The sequence below is a fragment of the Pseudomonas sp. IT-P258 genome, from assembly GCF_949767825.1.
GTDB lineage: Bacteria > Pseudomonadota > Gammaproteobacteria > Pseudomonadales > Pseudomonadaceae > Aquipseudomonas > Aquipseudomonas monachiensis.
The window spans coordinates 59,816-77,683 of record NZ_CATKPU010000013.1 but is presented as its reverse complement, the minus strand read 5'-3'; the positions used below and the strand labels follow the sequence as shown (position 1 = coordinate 77,683).

The following is a 17,868-nucleotide window of genomic DNA, read 5'->3' as shown; positions in this document are numbered from 1 at the left end:
CAACTCCTATGGGAGCGGGCTTGCTCGCGAATGCGGTCTTTCAGTCGAAGATGCTGTGGCTGACACACCGCTTTCGCGAGCAAGCCCGCTCCCACATTGGACTTGTGGTAACTCAACGCCGCGTAATCACCACCTCCAGGTATTCACTCGGCACCACCAGCGACTTGTCGCCCGCCCGGTTCATCCGGTTGATCAGCTCGCTCAGGTCCCTCTCCAGTGCCTTGGCGCCATCCGCGGGCAGCGCGGCGAAGGCCTTGTGCACCGGCCCGTACCACTGGCGGAAGGTGTCGATGAAATGCGCCGCCGAGCGATAGCGGAAATTGAACGTGCGGCGTGTCACCTGAAGCAGGAATTCACGCTCGTCGAAATGCTCGCGCAGCCAGGCTTCGCTACCCCAGCGGGAGGGCGGACTGGCGCCCGGAGGGGGTGGCAGGTGTTGGCCCAGGGTCTTGAACATCTGGCCGACGAAACCTTCCGGCGTCCAGTTGGCCAGGCCGATCCGCCCGCCCGGGCGACAAACCCGCGCCAGTTCCGCGGCGGCCTTGGGCTGGTCTGGCGTGAACATCACGCCGAAGGTCGACAGCACGGCATCAAAACTGCCGTCGGCAAAGGGCAAGGCTTCGGCATCGGCGACCTGGAAGGAGACCTTCAGGCGTTCTGCCCGGGCCCGTTCTTCGCCGCGTTCGAGCAAGGCGGCGACATAGTCGGTGGACGTCACCTGGCAGCCACGGCGGGCAGCCGCGAGGGTTGCGTTGCCGTTACCAGCGGCTACGTCGAGCACGCGCTCATCGCACAACAGGTCGCAGGCTTCAGCCAGTTGCTCGCCGACGATCTGCAGGGTGGTGCCGATCACGGCGTAGTCACCGCTGGCCCAGGAGGCCATCTGGCGGTTTTTCAAGGCAGTCAGATCAATGGGTGTACTCATGGAAACGGTCTCTGGTTTGAAACACGAGTCGGGTCCGGTCGCGGTTACTCCGCCGTCGTCGGATCGATGATATTCATGACCTGGGAAATGCGGTTGGCGGGAAAACCACTGATCCTGGCGTGCTCCCGGATCTGCTCCTCGTTCGGCGAGATGTACACGCAGTAGAGTTTGTCACCGGTGACATAGCTCTGCAGCCACTGCACCTCTGGCAACTCACGCAACGCCTGGCAGGACTTTAGCGAAGCGGCTTTCAAATCCCTTTCCGACAATGCTCCGGCGCCCTGGATCTCGCGTTCAATCACGAACTTCGGCATGGCAACCTCTCTTTTCTTGTTCTGGGTAGCAGGGCCGGTATTGACCCCGTAGACAAACTATCGTCCTGACGGGCGCTGGCGTCCTGTCCGATCGTCGCCCAACCCTGCCCGATCGTCCGGAGATTCCACGTAGCGCGCAGGCGCGCTCACAATCAGGAACCTCCCACGGGGAAACCCCAATGGACGCTCTGTCACAGACCCTGCGTGTCGTGCACCTGGTCGGCGCGATCTTCATCAACGCCCGGTTCACCGCGCCCTGGTGCTACCAGTCGCCCAGCGCCGATACGGCGGCGCCGTTCCTGGAGCCCGATGCGGAACGGGTGGTGATCTTTCACCTGATCACCGAGGGTGAGTGCTACGTGGAATTGGGCGATGCCCCGCCGCTGCTGCTGAGTGCGGGCGACGTGGTGATCTTCCCCCAGGGCGATGCCCACCGCATGTGCTCCCGTCCCGGGTTGCCCCCGGCCACGGGTGCGCGACTGGATGCGGTGCTCGCGCGCCGCCCTCGGCAGTTGAGTTATGGCGGAGGTGGCGCGGTCACCCGGTTGGTGTGTGGTTACCTGGCGTGCGACACGCGCCTGGCGGGCATGTTGCTCAAGGGCTTGCCGGCCGTGGTGCGCGTCAATGTACGCGGTTCGGATGCCGGTATCTGGCTGGAATCCTCCGTGCGTTATGCCCTCGCCGAAGCCCGCTCGCCTCGCCCTGGCGGCGAAGGGGTATTGGCCAAACTGGCCGAAGTGCTGTTCATCGAAGTGTTGCGCCTGTACATGAACGAACAGGGCGAAGGCCGCACCGGCTGGCTGGCCGGCGTGCGCGACCGCATCGTCGGCGCCGCCCTCAACGCCTTGCACAAAAAGCCCTGCCACGCCTGGACGCTGGACGAACTGGCGCGCACCGCCAGCACCTCAAGATCGGTGTTGGCCGAACGCTTCCAGCAACTGGTGGGGGTGTCGCCGATGCAGTACCTGACGCAATGGCGCATGTTGCTCGCCGCCAACCTGTTACGCAGCAGCAACAGCTCATTGACGCGCATCGCCGAAGAAGTGGGTTACCAGACCGATACCGCTTTCAGCCGCGCCTTCCGTCGCGAGTTCGGTGCGCCACCGGCGGCGTGGCGGCGCGGTCAGGAGAAAAAAATCATGGCCCACGAGGCAAGACCTGTGAGCCATTGAACAAGCAAATTACGCCGTTGGCGCGCTTGCCTTGGCCTCCTCCAGCAACTGCTGAATCATCTTCTCCTGAGTGTCATAACTACCCTCACCGAAGTGGGTGTAACGCACCTGCCCCTTGGCATCGATCAGGTAGTGCGCCGGCCAGTACTGGTTGTCGAAGTTGCGCCAGATCGCGTAGTTGTTGTCGATCGCCACCGGGTAGGTGATGCCGTACTCCTTCACCTTGGCCCTGACGTTGTCGATGATGCGTTCAAAGCCGTATTCGGGCGTGTGCACGCCGATCACCACCAGCCCGTCCTTTTCGTACTTCTTCGCCCAGTCCTTCACGTACGGCAGGGTGTGCTTGCAGTTGATGCAGTCGAAGGTCCAGAAGTCCACCAGCACCACTTTGCCTTTAACGGCCTCGTTGCTCAGGGCCGGCGAGTTGAGCCAGTCCACCGCGCCGGACAGCGAGGGCATGGCACCCTGGGCATCGCCCATGGTGCTGTCGGCCTTGACCTTGCTGACCAGGTAATCGACGACTTTCGGCACGGCTTCCAGCACGTCTTTCTCCACACTGCTGACACCTTGCGATGAGGTGTTGACCAGCAACAGGTCATTGGCCCCCGTTGCAATCACCGCCGCACCGGACAGCACCGCAACCCCGGCGCCACGGCGCAACCAGCCAGTGACCGGAATCGACGGTTTCAAGCGATTGACCAGGCCGCGACCGGCAAAGATCAAGGTGCCCAGGGACAGCGCACTGCCCGCGCCATAGGCCACCAGCAACAGACTGGTGCCGGCGTTCGCGCCTCGCAGCATGGCGCTGGTGAGAATCACCCCGAGGATCGGCCCGGCGCAGGGTGCCCAGAGCAGCCCGGTGGCGACGCCGATCATGATCGACGCCAGCGGCCGGGACATCTTGCGCGAGTTCGGGTCGATGCGATTGCCCAGCAGCACGAAGGGCCGCGCCAGCCAGTCACCGACCCGGGCGGAAATCAGCGACAGGGCGAAAAGCACCATCACCACCAGCGCGACGTGGCGGCCGGTATTGCTGGCCTGGATCACCCACTCGCTGCTGACCACGGCCAGGCTGGAGACCAGGGCAAAGGTCAGGACCATGCCGCCGAGGGTCAGCAGGATCGAGGAACGTGTGCGGTCGGCCCCGGCAAACAGGAAGGGCACGACCGGCAGGATGCACGGGCTGAGGACGGTCAATATGCCGCCCAGGAAAGCGATGAGTAACATGGGATCACCTGATGCAGGTTATAGGGCGACACAGAGCCAGTGTGGGAGCGGGCTTGCTCCGGGCGGCGTTCCGACGAAGACGTACTTTCAGTTGATATCAATGTTGAATGTACTGGCCTCTTCGCGAGCAAGCCCGCTCCCACATTGGATTGGGGTGTTCTCAAGCCGTCTGCTCATCCAGCAACTGCCCTTGCGGCGTGCGGCTGGAACCGTCTTGCGCCAGGAAGCCCTGGGTATCCTTCTGCGCCACAGGCGTGAGCTGGAAGCAGGTGTTGCCGGCGCAGGCGCTTTGCTCGACAGTGGCGTTGGCATGGGCCGCCGCACCGGCGACGGAAAAGACGATGGCGGTCAGGTAGCGGGAAACGTTGTTCATGATGTCCTTCCTGTTTCAAATGGATCAGGCGGTGGTCGGGCGCGACACTCAGTTTTGCGAGTTGCAGTTGTCAGCGAATTTGCGGTAATCCAGCACTTGGGTCCTGGACTGGGAGTCGAGGTACGTCAGCTGCGCATTCACCACGCCGCAGGAAGGCGTAGCGTCCTCGGTCAGCGACAGCACTTTCCTGATGTCCAGTTGGGTGCCGTAGGTGTAGGTTCTGGGAGCGACATCGGCTTCGGCACGGGCCGACAAGGTGCAGATGTTCAGGGCGGCAAACAGGCAGGCGGCGTAGATGGCCTTGGTGTTCATGGCGGATTCCTCAGGGTTCGACAGGTCGTTGGGCCGAGGCGCTCTGGCTGGCCTCGATGGAACCCATTAAAAGCCTGTGAGGTATCTCGTCTGTGTCGGGAATCGGCGTGAATCAATCGCTGCGTATCAGAACGGCGCCTGGATACACAGGCATACAAAACCGCTGGAAATCGGCTTTTTTGCCTTCGTGTGTATCCGCAGGCAAGCCAGATACACTGCAATACAAAGGGTGGCAGGCGAGCCCGCCCAGGCTCTATAGACTGTGTGGCATTCCCCATTTACCAGAGGTTTGGCCCAATGGATCACGTTGATCACATCCTCATCGTTGACGATGACCGCGAAATCCGCGAACTGGTTGGCAACTACCTGAAGAAAAACGGCCTGCGCACCACGGTCGTGGCGGATGGACGGCAGATGCGCGCTTTTCTGGAAACCACTCCAGTGGACCTGATCGTGCTGGACATCATGATGCCAGGGGACGATGGCCTGCTGCTCTGCCGCGAATTGCGCGCCGGCAAGCACAAGGCCACGCCGGTGCTGATGCTCACCGCCCGCAACGATGAGACCGATCGCATCCTCGGCCTGGAAATGGGCGCCGACGACTACCTGGTCAAGCCATTCGCCGCCCGCGAACTGCTGGCGCGGATCAACGCGGTGCTGCGACGCACGCGCATGCTGCCGCCGAACCTGGTGGTGACCGAAGCCAGCCGCCTGTTGGCCTTCGGCCGTTGGCGCCTGGACACCTCGGCCCGTCACCTGCTCGATACAGACGGCACCATGGTGGCCCTGAGCGGTGCCGAATATCGATTATTGCGGGTGTTTCTCGACCATCCGCAGCGGGTGCTCAACCGCGATCAATTGCTCAACCTGACCCAGGGCCGCGACGCCGACCTGTTCGACCGTTCCATCGATCTGCTGGTCAGTCGCCTGCGCCAGCGCTTGCTCGACGACGCTCGCGAGCCGGCCTACATCAAGACCGTACGCAGCGAAGGCTATGTGTTTTCCCTGCCGGTGGAAATTCTGGGCGATCAATCATGACCCTGGCGCTGCATTGGCCGCGCACCCTGGCTTCGCGGCTGTCGCTGATTTTCCTGATCGGCCTGATCCTCGCCCAGGCGCTGTCCTTCGGTGTGCAGTACTACGAACGCTACGAGTCCTCGAAAAACACCATGCTCGGCAACCTGGAAACCGACGTTTCCACCTCCGTTGCCATCCTCGACCGCTTGCCCGTCGATGAGCGAGCCGCCTGGCTCAAACAACTGGAGCGGCGCAATTACAGTTACATGCTCAATGAGGGTTCGCCGGGCACGCCCATGCGCACCGACATGCCCGATGCGCCCATCGCCATTGCCTCGATCAAGGACGCCATCGGCCACGATTACCCGATGACCTTCACCGACATCCCCGGGCCGAAAAAACATTTCCAAGTGCACTTGAACCTGGCCGATGGCAGCCCGCTGACCATCGACGTCCGCCCGGCGATGGTGCCGTTGTCACCCTGGCTGCCCATCGTGTTGCTCGGGCAACTGGCGTTGATGCTGGCGTGCTCCTGGCTGGCGGTGAGAATCGCCATCCGCCCCCTCACCCGCCTCGCCGGTGCCGTGGAAACCCTGGACCCCAACGCGCACCCGGTACTCCTCGACGAAAGAGGCCCGAGCGAAGTCGCCCACGCTGCCAGGGCCTTCAACTCGATGCAGGCACGCATCGCGGCCTACTTGAAAGAACGCATGCAACTGCTCGCGGCAATCTCCCACGACCTGCAAACCCCGATCACCCGCATGAAACTGCGCGCCGAGTTCATGGACGACTCCAGTGAGAAAGACAAACTGTGGAACGACCTGGGCGAGATGGAACACCTGGTGCGCGAAGGCGTGGCCTACGCCCGCAGCATCCACGGCGCCACCGAAGAAAGCCGCCGCACCGACCTCGACTCGTTCCTCGACAGCCTGGTGTTCGACTATCAGGACGTGGGCAAGGATGTTCAGCTCACCGGCAAGAGTGCGGCCGTCATCGATATCCGCCCCCACGCCTTGCGCCGGGTGCTGGTCAACCTGACGGACAACGCATTGAAGTTTGCCGGTGCTGCTCAATTGCAGGTGGAAAAACGGGCCGATGGCAACCTCTCGATCAGGATCCTCGACCGTGGTCCGGGGATCGCCGAGGAGGAACTCAAGCAAGTGATGGAGCCGTTCTATCGCGTTGAGAATTCCCGCAACCGCAGCACCGGCGGCACCGGGCTGGGTCTGGCGATCGCCCAGCAACTGGCGGTCGCGATTGGAGGGTCGTTGACCTTGAGCAATCGTGAGGGTGGCGGGTTGTGTGCGGAGTTGAAGTTGCCGCTACTTCACTGAATTCCTCGCCGCCCTCTGTGGGATCTAATAACACCGAGGGCGGCCGACCATTGGTCACCACTGTCAGAACTGACAGTAGCCAGCACTCCCCGGGTTCCTGTGCAATGTCCGTCCACAGGATCAACGGGAAACCACGATGGACTTGCTCGAATCAGTGACCCAGGCGTGCACGCGACTGGCGCCTGGCGGCTGGCATTCGTTGTTGCTGCGCCATGGGCTGGACATCCTCGCAGTACCGCTCGACTCCGAGCTGATCAAGCCGCTGACCATCGACCGCAACCTTCCAGGCTTTGAGGGGTTTACCAGTGCCGGCAACCGGGCGATTGAGTCCAGCCAGCCCTCGCACAGCCTGCTGTATCACGCGCTGGCCTCGCCCGAGGTCACTCTCGACGAAGCCGGGCAGCCTCTGCAACTGTATCCGACACCTGCCGAAATTGAAGCGATTCTTGATTATGTCTATGGCGTAAACCCACCCACACTCGAAGACCTCCAGCGAAAAGCCGAGGGCGCACCGCTGGCGCTGGTGGTGTTTGCCAGCGAGTACCGTTGCGCCGGTGACACCGTGCACGGTGAACATGCCGACCTGTGTTTCTCCCGTACCGGCATCGCCCGCGTCGGCACCGTCGCCGCCCACTACGACGCCCAACGACGGTGCTTCCTGCCGTTCGTGGATGATGACGTGCACGGCATCAGGGTCATGCCTGTGCGTTACAGCGCTTACATCGCCATGCAACACAAGGGTAACGCCGCGCGCTTCGGGCCGATGGATTTTCAAGACGATGTTGATGCCGGTCTGGATTTCTGGGTGCCGCTGCACAAGCTGTTCGAGGGGACGCAGTGCCTGGCCGGGATGGACCTGACACTTGAGCTGGATAACTACCAGATCAACGAGAAGTTACGGTATGTCCACCGGTACTATGAGGGCACAGCCGGCTGGCAGGAGCCGGAAATCAGCCAGCCGCCGTTCGTCATCACTGACGGTTTGGCTGTTTGGGCTACGCAAGCAGATCTGGGGCCGGGTCTGCTGCTCCCGCAGCCCAAATCCCGACTGGTGGAGCTTGCCTATTACCAGGGCAAACCCTTGTCCTTCCAGGTGCCTCGCGGCACCTCCGGTATAGTGCATGCCCGGCATCAGGTGAGCAAAGATGGACAGATCAAGGATTTGAATGATCGCGAGGGAGTGGACGAAATCGTCAGGCAAGGTGGCTATCGCGCCCTGCATTACCATGACGGCATGGCCGATGGCTGGGTTCGGGCACACTGTCCGTCATTGGAAAATAGCCTGCCTTCGGTAGCAGCGTACTCAGTGATTGGTGCCCCGGATTTCTTTCCTTTGTGTAGCCAGCGCCAACTTATACGCTGGGCAAATACTGAGCCCAACCTGCCCACCCCCCCGGACATCTGGCATACCAAACTGGAGGCATTGTCGAATATTCGGTACTGCGCCAACCTGAGCCTGAAAGATCAACCCTTTTCGGCAGATGATCGCGGGGTCACGGCAATTGTGGCCTTGCCGCGTGAGGCAGGCTCCACGTCATCATCCGCAAACAGCGCCACGACCGTTGCCCGCCCTTCCTCCTTGCCTGATGCCGCCGCCGGAGTCTTTGGTCCCGGCTGGGAGTTGGGCAGGGTTTTCCAGCTTAGCGAGGATAATACTTCGCTGCACTTCTTAGCCGGGTACAAGTTGGCCAGCCCCTTCAGTGAAGATGTGCGAATTTGCGCAGCCCTTAGCTCTTTCTGGCCGGGTGTGGCGCCGGATTCGGCACGTACCTTTGAACCAAGGGGCAGCCTGCATACCATCATCCCGCTGACCGACCAGGAAATCGGCCAGACCGGCGGCCCGGCCTGGGATAACCAACGAGGGCCACGCCTGGTAGAGCAAGCAGAAGGTCGCTTCGTCCAATACCACGCCTACGAATACACCGACTACACCCAGGTGGCACTTGATGGAGGCTTCTCCCTGCAACTGACGGGCAACACCACCCTGCAAGATTACGAAGACCGGGTGCTGTCGATGAATCGTGTGTACAACGTGCTGGGAGTCGGGAGTAACAAACCCGAGCGCAATAAGTGGCCGATATTGTCATTTACCTTCGTGCATCGACCGGATGAGGAACTCGACACTGCCGAACAGGAGGCTGGCCTGCAACTGAGCGGCTGGGTGCATCGCTATCAGTTGTACGAGCGAGGACTCGACTCGACCCGGGATATCGACTTCAAACTGCGCAATGTAGAGATCCTGCACCAGGCGACCCTGTTGGTCAGCGCCGAAGCGATCCTGGTCAAACACGACGAATCGTCTTGGCAGATCGCCAAGTGAATCACTTGGATGTGCTGGTGGTCGGGGGTGGCCCGGCGGGAAGTGCTGCGGCAATCAGTTGCGCGCAGCGTGGACTGCGGGTGGCGCAGCTCGAGGGCCAGGGTTTTCCGCGGTTTCGTCCTGGCGAAAGCCTGCACCCGGGTATCGAACCTTTGTTGCAACAACTGGGGGTGGCCGATCAAGTGTGTAGCCAAGGGACGATTCGCTATCCCGGGCAATGGGTGCATTGGGACGACCCGCCTCGCTTCAGTGGTTTTGGCGAGGACCTTGCCGGTCCCTGGCTTGGCTTTCAGATTGCCAGGGCGCGATTGGACGCGGTATTGCTGCAACGGGCTGCGATGCTGGGCGTCAGGGTGCTGCAACCGTGCAAGGCCAGACGCCTGCTGACCCACAACCGGCGAGTGATTGGCCTGGAATCCGATTCAGGCCCCTTGTTCGCGTCCTACCTGATTGACGCCAGCGGGGCAACGGGTTGGCTGAGCCGGCAATTCTCGTTAAAGGTGCGTCGCCATTCGCCGCTGTTGATCGCCCGATACGGCTACCTCAAAGGCTGCATCGATCCCTATGAGCAAACTCCGCATCTGCGGGCCGACCCCGATGGCTGGACTTGGGTGGCCCGCGTGGAAGATCAGTTGCTGCACTGGACACGCCTGTGTTTTGGCAAAGAATCGAGCAGGTCCCGAACCGTGCCCGAACAGCTGCAACGGTTGCCATGCGCAGGTTCCATTCGCGGTGCCGATGTGTCCTGGCGCATCAGCGCGGCACTTGCAGGTGCAGGTTTTTTCACTGCTGGCGATGCGGCCAGCGTACTCGATCCGGCAGCTTCGCATGGCGTACTCAAGGCGCTGATGACCGGTATGCAAGCGGCGCAGGCAGTGTTCGACTGCCTCCAACAGCCTGATGTCCAATACAAGGCGCAGGCGCAGTACAGTCGCTGGGTCCGCGATTGGTTCGAGCGTGACCTGATGCAAATGCACCGCTTCTATGGCGCTCATCCTTGCCCGCCGGATTGGCTGGAGCACTCTGCTCGATCCGTGAGCTGACTCGTGAGGGTGGCGGGTTGTGTGCGGAACTGAAATTGCCGGTGTAGAAATTTTCGGTTCGGGGGCGAGGAATGCCAGGCCAGCTGTAAAGAATGGTCGGCTGGCAGGCCGCTATCGCGAGCAGGCTCGCACATTGGGTCCCCGGTTTTACGCGGGACTTGTGGCCACTGAAGATCCCTGTGGGAGATCCTTGTGGGAGCGAGCTTGCTCGCGATGGCTGAGTGTCAGGCGGCATGGATTTTTGAGGGTGTACATATCCGTTTCTGCGGTAACGGCGGCTTATGGTTCCGCCCTTACGGCGGGTTACTTGGAAGAGCCCCAAGTAACCAAGGGCTCTTGCCCCTGACGTTCGGTGCCTCGCTTAGGCTCGGCATGCCCTCGCTCCGGTCCTGCTCCGTGGGCCCGCCGCCATCGGCCATCCATGGCCGGCGGCGGCTAACCCGGCATCCATGCCGGGTTGCCCACTGCGCAGAACCTCCACTCGGCCTTACGAGGGGGCAAGAAGATCAAAAGCCAAAGCAAAAGCGAGGCGGCCTACCGGCCGGCCTGATCGCGGGGTTCGTTTGCCTGTGAGCATTGAGTCGGCTGGCAGGCCGTCTTCGCGAGCAGACTCGCTCCCACAGGTACTCAGTACATCCGCAAGATATTGGTCGGCTGGCAGGTCGTCATCGCGAGCAAGCTCGCTCCTACAGAAGAGCAAAGGCAGATCGGCGTACCCCCACGCTCTTCACCACTCATCAGGCCGAGCGTTAGCTCGCCTGCAGCTCTTGATCTTGATCCACCCGCCCCCTCGGCAGGCTGAGCGCAGGTGTTCATCCGGGGATGGGCGCGCAGCGCCGTTCGACGCAGTCGAACTCATTGCATGTAGGTCGAAGCGAAGCCGACCGGAGGGCAATGCCCCCGGATGAATACCGCAGCGAAGGAACCCCGAGCCTTAGCGAGGGGCCGTACGTAAGGGGCGAGACCTTTGGTTCCTTTGGGGCGTTTGCCAAAGGGACTCGCCGTAAGGGCGAAACCGCCAGCCGCCGTTACCGCAGCAACGGATATGTACTCAATCAACCAAGAACCTGGTCGGCCCAAAGGCCGCCAAGGTCAAAGCAGATCAAACACCCCCAACAACCCCCTCCCCATGCATCTGCCGCAACAACGCCAACCCACCCACCAGAAACCCCGAATCCCCCACCATCCCCGCCTCCACCGCCAATCCTTGCAACTGCTCATGCCCGGTCAACTCCGGAAACTCACGAATACGCAGCAACAACCGCCACGCCAACGGACTCAACTCAGAAAACCTCACACTCCAATCCTCGGCACGACGCACCAGCAACAAAGTCGGCTGAGCAGGTAAAACGTCCGGCTGATAATCCGGCCCCACCTGCTGCACCGGCCAGGCATAAGCCAACGGCCAGGCCAACGGCGACACCCCCAAGGGCCGATCCAGCAGCAACGCGGCATCACCGCCAACCAGAGGCTCGGCGTCGGATTGTTGCAAGGCCATTTCCACCCACTCGTAATGCGCCAGCTCCACCATGAACGGCGGCCACGGCCCATCGCTCAACGCCTGAGGCCCGGCCGCGAGAAACCCGACAAACTCCTCAGCAATCTCACCAAACTTCGGCGTGCGGGCGCGGTAGTCCCGCAGAAAAATCCGCACCAGCGAACGCCAGTGCTCATTGCCCAGAATCTTCACCAGCACCGGAAAAGTGCCACTGAGCAAGGACGACAGATTGGCAAACACCAGATCGCGATACACCTGCGCCCGGGCAGCGTCCATTTCGGCCGGTGGCGCGAAACGCTCGGGATCACGCAGGTATTGGCCCATGGTGCTTTGCTGCTGATGCAACGATTGCTTCTCCACGGTTCAAACCTCCTGTTGCAGCCGGCGAATGGTCTGCAATTCCGCCACCAGCTCCGCGAATACGGGAAAGTTGAAATCACGCTCCAGCAAGGTCGGTTGTGCGCCAAACCGGGCATAAGCCTGGGCCAGCAACGACCACACCGCCGGTTTGACCGAAGCACCATGGGTATCGATCTTCAAGGTATCGGACTCGTCGAAATGCCCGGCAATGTGCATCGCCACCACCCGGCCCGAATCGATGCCCGCGAGAAACGCCCGCGGATCGAAACCGTGGTTGATCGAGTTGACGTACACGTTGTTGACGTCCAGCAACAGGTCGCAATCGGCCTCGCGCAATACCGCATTGGTGAACGTCACCTCGTCCATGTCCTGTTGGGGAGCGGCATAGTAGGAGACGTTTTCCACCGCCAGGCGCCGGCCGAGGATGTCCTGGGCCTGACGGATACGCGCGGCGACGTGGTGCACCGCTTCTTCGGTGAACGGCAGCGGCAGCAGGTCGTACAGGTGACCGTCATCGCTGCAGTAACTCAGGTGTTCGCTGTACAGCGGCACGTTGTAGTGGTCGAGAAACCCCCGGACTTCCTGCAAGAACTCGACGTCCAGCGGCGACGGCCCGCCGAGGGACAGCGACAGGCCATGACAGGACAACGGATAGCGTTCGGCCAGGGCGCGCAATGCCGCACCGTGGGCACCGCCGATGCCGATCCAGTTTTCCGGTGCAACTTCCAGAAAGTTGAAATGGCCGGCCGGGGCCGCTTGCAGGTCTTTGAGTAAACCGCGACGCAGGCCAAGGCCTGCGCTGGCCTTGGCTACGGGGGGAATGGAGGTCTGCATGGTGTCGATCTCACAAGATATTCAACGACGCGAGCCGGCGCCCGCCTTGAGACACAGTTAATCGAAGGGGTGTATCGGGACTGTGTTCGGCTGGGGGCGGAATAAGAGGTCACTGTGTCAAAAAGGTTCTGGATACAGTGGGATACACACGATCTTTGCAGGTACTGCCGATATCTGTGGGAGCCAGCTCGCGAAGGGCCCTGCAAGCCTATACAGCGGTCCGAAGGAAGCCCTCTTCGAACAGCCCGACAGGATCAAAAAAGCGGGCCCCGCCTGGCATCTACCCAGCAAGAGAACTTCCTTACAGATCAAGAACACCTCAGATCCGGAATCCTCCTACGAGCTCCGCGAAAACGTCCTATTTAAAACCAAGTCCGCTTAGCCAAAGCTCCTGACCTTTGGCGCCAGCATGCAAATACGGCTCTACCTGACCGTCCCCGTACAGCCCAGGAGGGCGCGGCCATACGCACTGATTCCCCCCCTAGAGCTGTCACACAAGGAGTGAACACAGCATGCGCGACTTGCTCATCTGGTTTTTTGGCACCGAGTCTTCATTTGGTCGAAAGGCAGGATTAAATAGATCTGCCATGCAGATTCCCGCGGCCATTACCGAGGCGCCTGCTCTGCCTGAGGACTCTGAGCCAGCGGGGGCACTGCAACCACTGAAAAACTGGTGCCATCCGTTCAAGGACAGCCGTAACCCATTGGAGCAACTGACCCACCTGGCAAATGCCAATGCCGGTTACTACCCCCTCGGGCGCGGCGGGCTGTGGCACGGCGGTGTGCATTTCGACAGTGGCACCGCCGGTACCCTGAAACAATCCAGCGTGCACTGCCTCGCCGACGGCGAAGTGGTGGCCTACCGCATTGACACCCATTCACCGAAAACGACCTACATCGCCAACCAGCAGGCGTCCGAGAACTCCTTCTCGCGCAATTTCGTGCTGGTACGCCATCACTTGCAAGCACCCAGGATCGAGGGCAGCCCGAATACACCGCCGAGCCTGACTTTCTTCAGCTTGTACATGCACCTGCAGGACTGGGCGGTGTATCGGGATTCCACCCTCGCTCGCCCGGGCTTCTGGCCCGAACGCCCAACACATCGCGTCAAACAGGCCGTGAATGACCGCCTCCCTGAGCAACCTGAACAGCGAGGATTGAACGTGAGTCACAAATGGCATGGCCAAGCGATCGACCTTCTGCCTCGAGGCGCCGAGGTGACCATCAGTGGCACTGGGCAATTTCGCAAGCTGGAAAACACTTTGGGGCCGGCCGCCTTGCTCAATCCCGATGGTTCGATCAGGGGTTACATCGCTGCCAGAGTGCTCTGGGAACCGGACCGCAAAGAGACCCGAGTCCGGTCATCCGAGCCACGGGTCAACGTGCGCGCTGATCCGTTCATTGCTGCTGACAATGTAATTTTTTCGTTGCCGGTTGGAGCGGAGGTCACGGTCAGTGGCACAGGCGAATTTCGCAAACTCGAACACATTAACCAATATGTGCAATTCGACTCGCTGGAAAACGCCATCGAGCCTGAGGCAATTGATCAAGTAGTCGTGCTCGATACCCCCGTCGCAGTCGGGGCGGGCGATCTGATCGGCCATCTCGGCCTGTATCACGACAACGGCGCAGGCCAGTTGGAAGAAAAGCTGCACTTGGAAACCTTCAGCGGCGACGACGTTGAATTGTTTATCGAAGCCTGTCGGGACTGGGCTAAGCACCTGCCGGAAAAAGACAAAACCTGGCTCAAGCTGGCCGAGGGTACGCCCGTAGTTTCGCCGGAGGGCAATCTCACCGCGGGGCAATTGGAAGCAGCGAGGGCTTCCAGCCCGGTCAGCGCTGCCAACTTGCTCGTCCCCAAAACCCTGCTCGACAAATTGCCGGCTAGTCACAAACGGCAAATACCCGCGACCCCTACCCGCAATACATGTAACTGGTATCACCTGGAAGGACTGCTGCACGACGCCAATAACACTCCGCTACACGGCTGGGTGCGCGAAGAAATCGGAGTCACGCAATGGGTCAGTCCGTGGGCATGGGAAGGCTACGACTTCATCTACGAATACGACGTTCCCCAGGAGTTCCTGGCATCTTTCCTTCGTACCATGAAAAAACTGAGCGAGTCGCAACTTGAACGTTTCGGCCCAATGGCGGATGAGGGTGACACGGGGCCGTTGAAGAAGCGGTTGTACGACATTATCGACCGCAACGGCGATGGCCGGATAACGGCTGAAGAACTGCGAGCAGCACTCAGGCTGCCGGCCCACGCGCAGGCGATTTCGCAACTGATCGTTTGTTGTGACAGCGAGTGGTATTACAAGGAAGGCAAATGGGATCGGCTGGATGAGCTGCTCGGCCATAGCGGCTCGACTCCAAACTTGAATTGGTTTGAGGAGAAGCGGCGAATCAGGCAGTTGAGTTGGTGGAATGAGGTGGCGAAGCGGGGTGGGCTTCCGGGGCATGGGGAGGTGTATCACTTTCATCCCATAGGGTTGACTAGCCTTTTCGGCATTCATCGACGTCAAAACGATTTAATCGTCGAGCGAGGCCAAGTGACGTTCGATGCGGAAGGGAATGATATTCCGAACAGTCCTTATTTTAGTAGGCGATTGCATTGGCCGGGAGGTGCTTCGGGAGTGACGTTGGGGCGCGGTTATGACATGCGTCATCGGACACCGCAGTCGGTTGCATCAGACCTGATTGCCGCGGGAGTAGATACTATTTCCGTTGAAAAATTCTCTCGTGGTGCCGGCCTGTCAGGTCAAGCCGCTCGAGATTTCGTAAATTTGAATAGAGACGCATTTGGGGCTATCTCGCAAGCGGCGCAAAGAATTTTATTTGAAGATGTTGTGTACCCGCGATACGAAGTTGCGGCGCAGCGACAATACAACTCCGCTGCTGCGTCCAATATACCTAAATGGGAAAGTCTTGATAAGCGGGTGAGAGATATAGCTGTTGATCTTACATATCAACAAGGAAGCATTTGGAGTAGGCAGATGCCGTATATTTCGGAAAACAACCGAGACTCGTTAGCAAATTACATCCAAGACACTCAAGAGTTAACCCAGTATGAATCAGGTCGTAATAGAGCTAGGTATTTGAGGGCTAGAGAGTGAGGTCATTATTTTTTTCAGGGTTGTTAATTAAGTCGCTAGCTATCTTTTTTTCTTTTGCTGAGGCGGGAGATTTTTCTGATCAGGAAATATCAGGCGCAATTGTAGGAGCGGAAAAACAAACGTCTGTAAATGATTGGGTTGGGCTTTATCTCGAAAAAAGCGAGCTGTGCACGTCATTGGATGGCAGCGCAAACTGCACCGAAAAATTCAACGATTGTCTTAGCATAAGGGCAACTGCCCTGGGTTTTCAGGTGGAACTCAATAGTACACAAGCCTATCAGCATGTTTGCTCGTTTTCATGGGTGATGGAAGCGACTGGCTCAGAGCTTGTATATAAGTCTCAGGCTGGTCAGGTGCTGGTTAAGCGAAGAGGAAATTTTCTGGAAGTTGCTTCGGAAGGAATAGACCCGACCGTTCTTGGTTTAGGCGTATGCGGAGCGCACGCAGATATTGATGGGCTGCGATTTTCTATTGCAAGCAAGGTAAGCAAAAGCCAGCAATGTAGTTCACCAAAATGAACATTGAAACTGAGATTCCAAAAATATTACAACGATATCCGGAGGCAGATTTAAAAGCTCTGGCTATTGATAATTGCTCTAATGCCAGAGGAGCTTAGTATAGTAATGCCCATTAGACTTGATAAAATCCCCAGTCCTGCGCTACGTCCTGAACCACCACGTGCCTGGTTATGGTTCAGTCTGTTGGTATTGTTCTTGTTGCTGGGCATTGGAGGGGGAGTGATGTTTAGCGATGAAGCCTCTCTTCAGCGGCCTGCTGAGTTTTGGTTCCCGGCTATCGGTATTCCCTTCCTGGGCTGGTGCGTGCTGGGCTTCGGGCGTCTATTGTTTCACGTCGGCGAACATTCTGCTGCCGATGGCTGGGATGAGGCTCGCGAAAAGGACATGAGCCTTAGAGTCCGTCAGGGTCGACGCTCACAGCAAGTATTGGTTGCGAGCCTGTACACCGCACTTCGAGCTCCAGGGGAACCTCCGACTCAGCAACTTGATAAACTACTGGATGGCGTTACACCTTTAAAATCGCAGCCATCGAGACAGGGCGGAACAATATCGCGGCACACCCTCCTCTCCAGCGGTAGCGATGGAGATTCCAGGCGAACGCTGCTGCGTATATTGAAGTCAGTGCTCGCCGATTTGGCACCCATGTTGGCCCAACTATCCGACGATCAACCACTGGCTCTCTTACTGGAAATCGACACCGGCTTGCCGGAGGAGCAATGGCGTCGGGTGTGGCGAAGAGCCTGGCGCGAATCTGGTATTCGCCAATCCTCAACCTCCCTAGAGGTCGGTGGCTTGGCCGCGCTGGATCATTGGCTCGACCATCGTGTCCGCGATCAGGCGTTGTTACTGGTTGTCGCCCTGCAATTTGCTCCGCAACAACCTGAAGGCACGGCAGAAGTTGCTGTTGGGCTGTTATTTGGCAACCGACTTACGCAAGCAACTTTACCGCCCATCGCCTACCTTCACCGTCCGGAACAAGAGCGCAAACCGACCACCGATGATCTGTTTTATGCCACGCGCCAAGCCCTCGATTGGGTACCGGTGGATGCGAAATCAATTGAGCAGGTGTGGCGAGTGGGTATCGATTCGCAGCGACAGGCCGATATTGCAAGCGTAATGACTGGCGTTCCAATGGGGAGCACTAAACCAGGCGTATGCAACCTCGATGCATCGCTGGGCTTCCCAGGGTGCGCCTCACCTTGGATGGCGATTGCCGCTGCGACGCAAACAGTACAGCGTGGCACCGGGCCGCACTTCATTTTTAGTGGGCGCGATGCTACCGATGGTCTATGGGGCACGGTTTTGATGCCTGTAGTGGTCAATGAACTCAAGACGACTCGATAGGTGTTTCGACTCGACAAGGTTTTGTGTCGAACCAGAAACTGCCGCCACCAAGGACTTTCGTCGCGAGAAAAAGCAACACACAGCCCCCGGACTAAACTTACTGCACACAGGGCCCGCTTGGTGCCCTGTACATCCCCACGACCACCGCCCAGCGGCGAACG

At 59.6% G+C, this 17,868-nt stretch carries 15 protein-coding genes; 8 read left to right on the top strand and 7 right to left on the bottom strand.

All coding sequences use genetic code 11. The features are described 5' to 3' along the window. Positions 1-112: 112 nt before the first annotated feature. Together ACM6G4_RS02815 and ACM6G4_RS02810 are read right to left on the bottom strand one after the other, a co-directional pair. Positions 113-925: a class I SAM-dependent methyltransferase gene (locus tag ACM6G4_RS02815; RefSeq protein WP_414912997.1), complete on the bottom strand. Its 813-nt coding sequence runs from the start codon at positions 923-925 to the stop codon at positions 113-115. Between the two features lie 44 nt (positions 926-969). Further along, positions 970-1,239 carry a DUF4242 domain-containing protein gene (locus tag ACM6G4_RS02810; protein WP_056723667.1) on the bottom strand — a complete coding sequence of 90 codons (270 nt, stop codon included), beginning with the start codon at positions 1,237-1,239 and terminating at the stop codon, positions 970-972. Positions 1,240-1,418: 179 nt separating this feature from the next. On the opposite strand from ACM6G4_RS02810, the gene ACM6G4_RS02805 reads away from it, so the two are divergent. Then, the gene (locus ACM6G4_RS02805) at positions 1,419-2,411 is read left to right on the top strand and encodes an AraC family transcriptional regulator (protein WP_223542435.1); all 993 of its coding nucleotides are present in this window, start codon (positions 1,419-1,421) and stop codon (positions 2,409-2,411) included. A gap of 9 nt (positions 2,412-2,420) precedes the next feature. On the opposite strand, the gene ACM6G4_RS02800 is transcribed toward ACM6G4_RS02805, so the two are convergent. From ACM6G4_RS02800 to ACM6G4_RS02790, 3 genes are all read right to left on the bottom strand, one after another. Further along, on the bottom strand, positions 2,421-3,638 hold the full coding sequence (locus tag ACM6G4_RS02800) for a cytochrome c biogenesis protein DipZ (RefSeq protein ID WP_414912996.1): 1,218 nt from the start codon (positions 3,636-3,638) through the stop codon (positions 2,421-2,423). Positions 3,639-3,798: 160 nt separating this feature from the next. Beyond that, on the bottom strand, positions 3,799-4,011 hold the full coding sequence (locus ACM6G4_RS02795; RefSeq protein ID WP_414912995.1) for a hypothetical protein: 213 nt from the start codon (positions 4,009-4,011) through the stop codon (positions 3,799-3,801). Between the two features lie 48 nt (positions 4,012-4,059). Beyond that, positions 4,060-4,323, bottom strand: a complete 264-nt coding sequence (locus ACM6G4_RS02790) for a DUF2790 domain-containing protein (RefSeq protein WP_223542438.1) — start codon at positions 4,321-4,323, stop codon at positions 4,060-4,062. Positions 4,324-4,620: 297 nt separating this feature from the next. Here ACM6G4_RS02790 and ACM6G4_RS02785 point away from each other — a divergent pair, with 297 nt between their 5' ends. From ACM6G4_RS02785 to ACM6G4_RS02770, 4 genes are all read left to right on the top strand, one after another. Beyond that, positions 4,621-5,361: a response regulator gene (locus tag ACM6G4_RS02785; RefSeq protein ID WP_056723657.1), complete on the top strand. Its 741-nt coding sequence runs from the start codon at positions 4,621-4,623 to the stop codon at positions 5,359-5,361. Then, entirely contained in the window at positions 5,358-6,674 is a 1,317-nt protein-coding gene (locus ACM6G4_RS02780) for an ATP-binding protein (RefSeq protein WP_414912994.1), read from the top strand. The genes ACM6G4_RS02785 and ACM6G4_RS02780 overlap by 4 nt, the downstream gene beginning before the upstream one ends. A gap of 199 nt (positions 6,675-6,873) precedes the next feature. After that, positions 6,874-8,994, top strand: coding sequence for a hypothetical protein (locus ACM6G4_RS02775; RefSeq protein WP_414912993.1), 2,121 nt, complete (start codon positions 6,874-6,876; stop codon positions 8,992-8,994). After that, positions 8,991-10,037: an NAD(P)/FAD-dependent oxidoreductase gene (locus ACM6G4_RS02770; protein WP_414912992.1), complete on the top strand. Its 1,047-nt coding sequence runs from the start codon at positions 8,991-8,993 to the stop codon at positions 10,035-10,037. The genes ACM6G4_RS02775 and ACM6G4_RS02770 overlap by 4 nt, the downstream gene beginning before the upstream one ends. Before the next feature lie 1,102 nt (positions 10,038-11,139). Here ACM6G4_RS02770 and ACM6G4_RS02765 read toward each other — a convergent pair. Together ACM6G4_RS02765 and ACM6G4_RS02760 are read right to left on the bottom strand one after the other, a co-directional pair. Then, positions 11,140-11,895 carry a DUF2063 domain-containing protein gene (locus tag ACM6G4_RS02765; protein ID WP_413966572.1) on the bottom strand — a complete coding sequence of 252 codons (756 nt, stop codon included), beginning with the start codon at positions 11,893-11,895 and terminating at the stop codon, positions 11,140-11,142. A gap of 3 nt (positions 11,896-11,898) precedes the next feature. Beyond that, a complete protein-coding gene (locus tag ACM6G4_RS02760; RefSeq protein WP_414912991.1) occupies positions 11,899-12,729 on the bottom strand; it encodes a DUF692 domain-containing protein in 831 nt (276 codons plus the stop codon). A 512-nt stretch (positions 12,730-13,241) separates the two neighbouring features. Here ACM6G4_RS02760 and ACM6G4_RS02755 point away from each other — a divergent pair. The 3 genes from ACM6G4_RS02755 to ACM6G4_RS02745 all read left to right on the top strand — a co-directional run bounded on the left by ACM6G4_RS02755 (position 13,242) and on the right by ACM6G4_RS02745 (position 17,707). Beyond that, positions 13,242-15,845, top strand: coding sequence for a pesticin C-terminus-like muramidase (locus tag ACM6G4_RS02755; RefSeq protein WP_414912990.1), 2,604 nt, complete (start codon positions 13,242-13,244; stop codon positions 15,843-15,845). Further along, on the top strand, positions 15,842-16,363 hold the full coding sequence (locus ACM6G4_RS02750; protein ID WP_414912989.1) for a hypothetical protein: 522 nt from the start codon (positions 15,842-15,844) through the stop codon (positions 16,361-16,363). The genes ACM6G4_RS02755 and ACM6G4_RS02750 overlap by 4 nt, the downstream gene beginning before the upstream one ends. Before the next feature lie 105 nt (positions 16,364-16,468). Next, on the top strand, positions 16,469-17,707 hold the full coding sequence (locus ACM6G4_RS02745; protein ID WP_414912988.1) for a hypothetical protein: 1,239 nt from the start codon (positions 16,469-16,471) through the stop codon (positions 17,705-17,707). Positions 17,708-17,868: the final 161 nt, after the last annotated feature.

Coding starts and splice junctions, on each gene's coding strand:
- ACM6G4_RS02815 (WP_414912997.1), bottom strand. CDS start 925: ATGAGTACACCCATTGATCTGACTGCCTTGAAAAACCGCCAGATGGCC.
- ACM6G4_RS02810 (WP_056723667.1), bottom strand. CDS start 1,239: ATGCCGAAGTTCGTGATTGAACGCGAGATCCAGGGCGCCGGAGCATTG.
- ACM6G4_RS02805 (WP_223542435.1), top strand. CDS start 1,419: ATGGACGCTCTGTCACAGACCCTGCGTGTCGTGCACCTGGTCGGCGCG.
- ACM6G4_RS02800 (WP_414912996.1), bottom strand. CDS start 3,638: ATGTTACTCATCGCTTTCCTGGGCGGCATATTGACCGTCCTCAGCCCG.
- ACM6G4_RS02795 (WP_414912995.1), bottom strand. CDS start 4,011: ATGAACAACGTTTCCCGCTACCTGACCGCCATCGTCTTTTCCGTCGCC.
- ACM6G4_RS02790 (WP_223542438.1), bottom strand. CDS start 4,323: ATGAACACCAAGGCCATCTACGCCGCCTGCCTGTTTGCCGCCCTGAAC.
- ACM6G4_RS02785 (WP_056723657.1), top strand. CDS start 4,621: ATGGATCACGTTGATCACATCCTCATCGTTGACGATGACCGCGAAATC.
- ACM6G4_RS02780 (WP_414912994.1), top strand. CDS start 5,358: ATGACCCTGGCGCTGCATTGGCCGCGCACCCTGGCTTCGCGGCTGTCG.
- ACM6G4_RS02760 (WP_414912991.1), bottom strand. CDS start 12,729: ATGCAGACCTCCATTCCCCCCGTAGCCAAGGCCAGCGCAGGCCTTGGC.
- ACM6G4_RS02755 (WP_414912990.1), top strand. CDS start 13,242: ATGCGCGACTTGCTCATCTGGTTTTTTGGCACCGAGTCTTCATTTGGT.
- ACM6G4_RS02745 (WP_414912988.1), top strand. CDS start 16,469: ATGCCCATTAGACTTGATAAAATCCCCAGTCCTGCGCTACGTCCTGAA.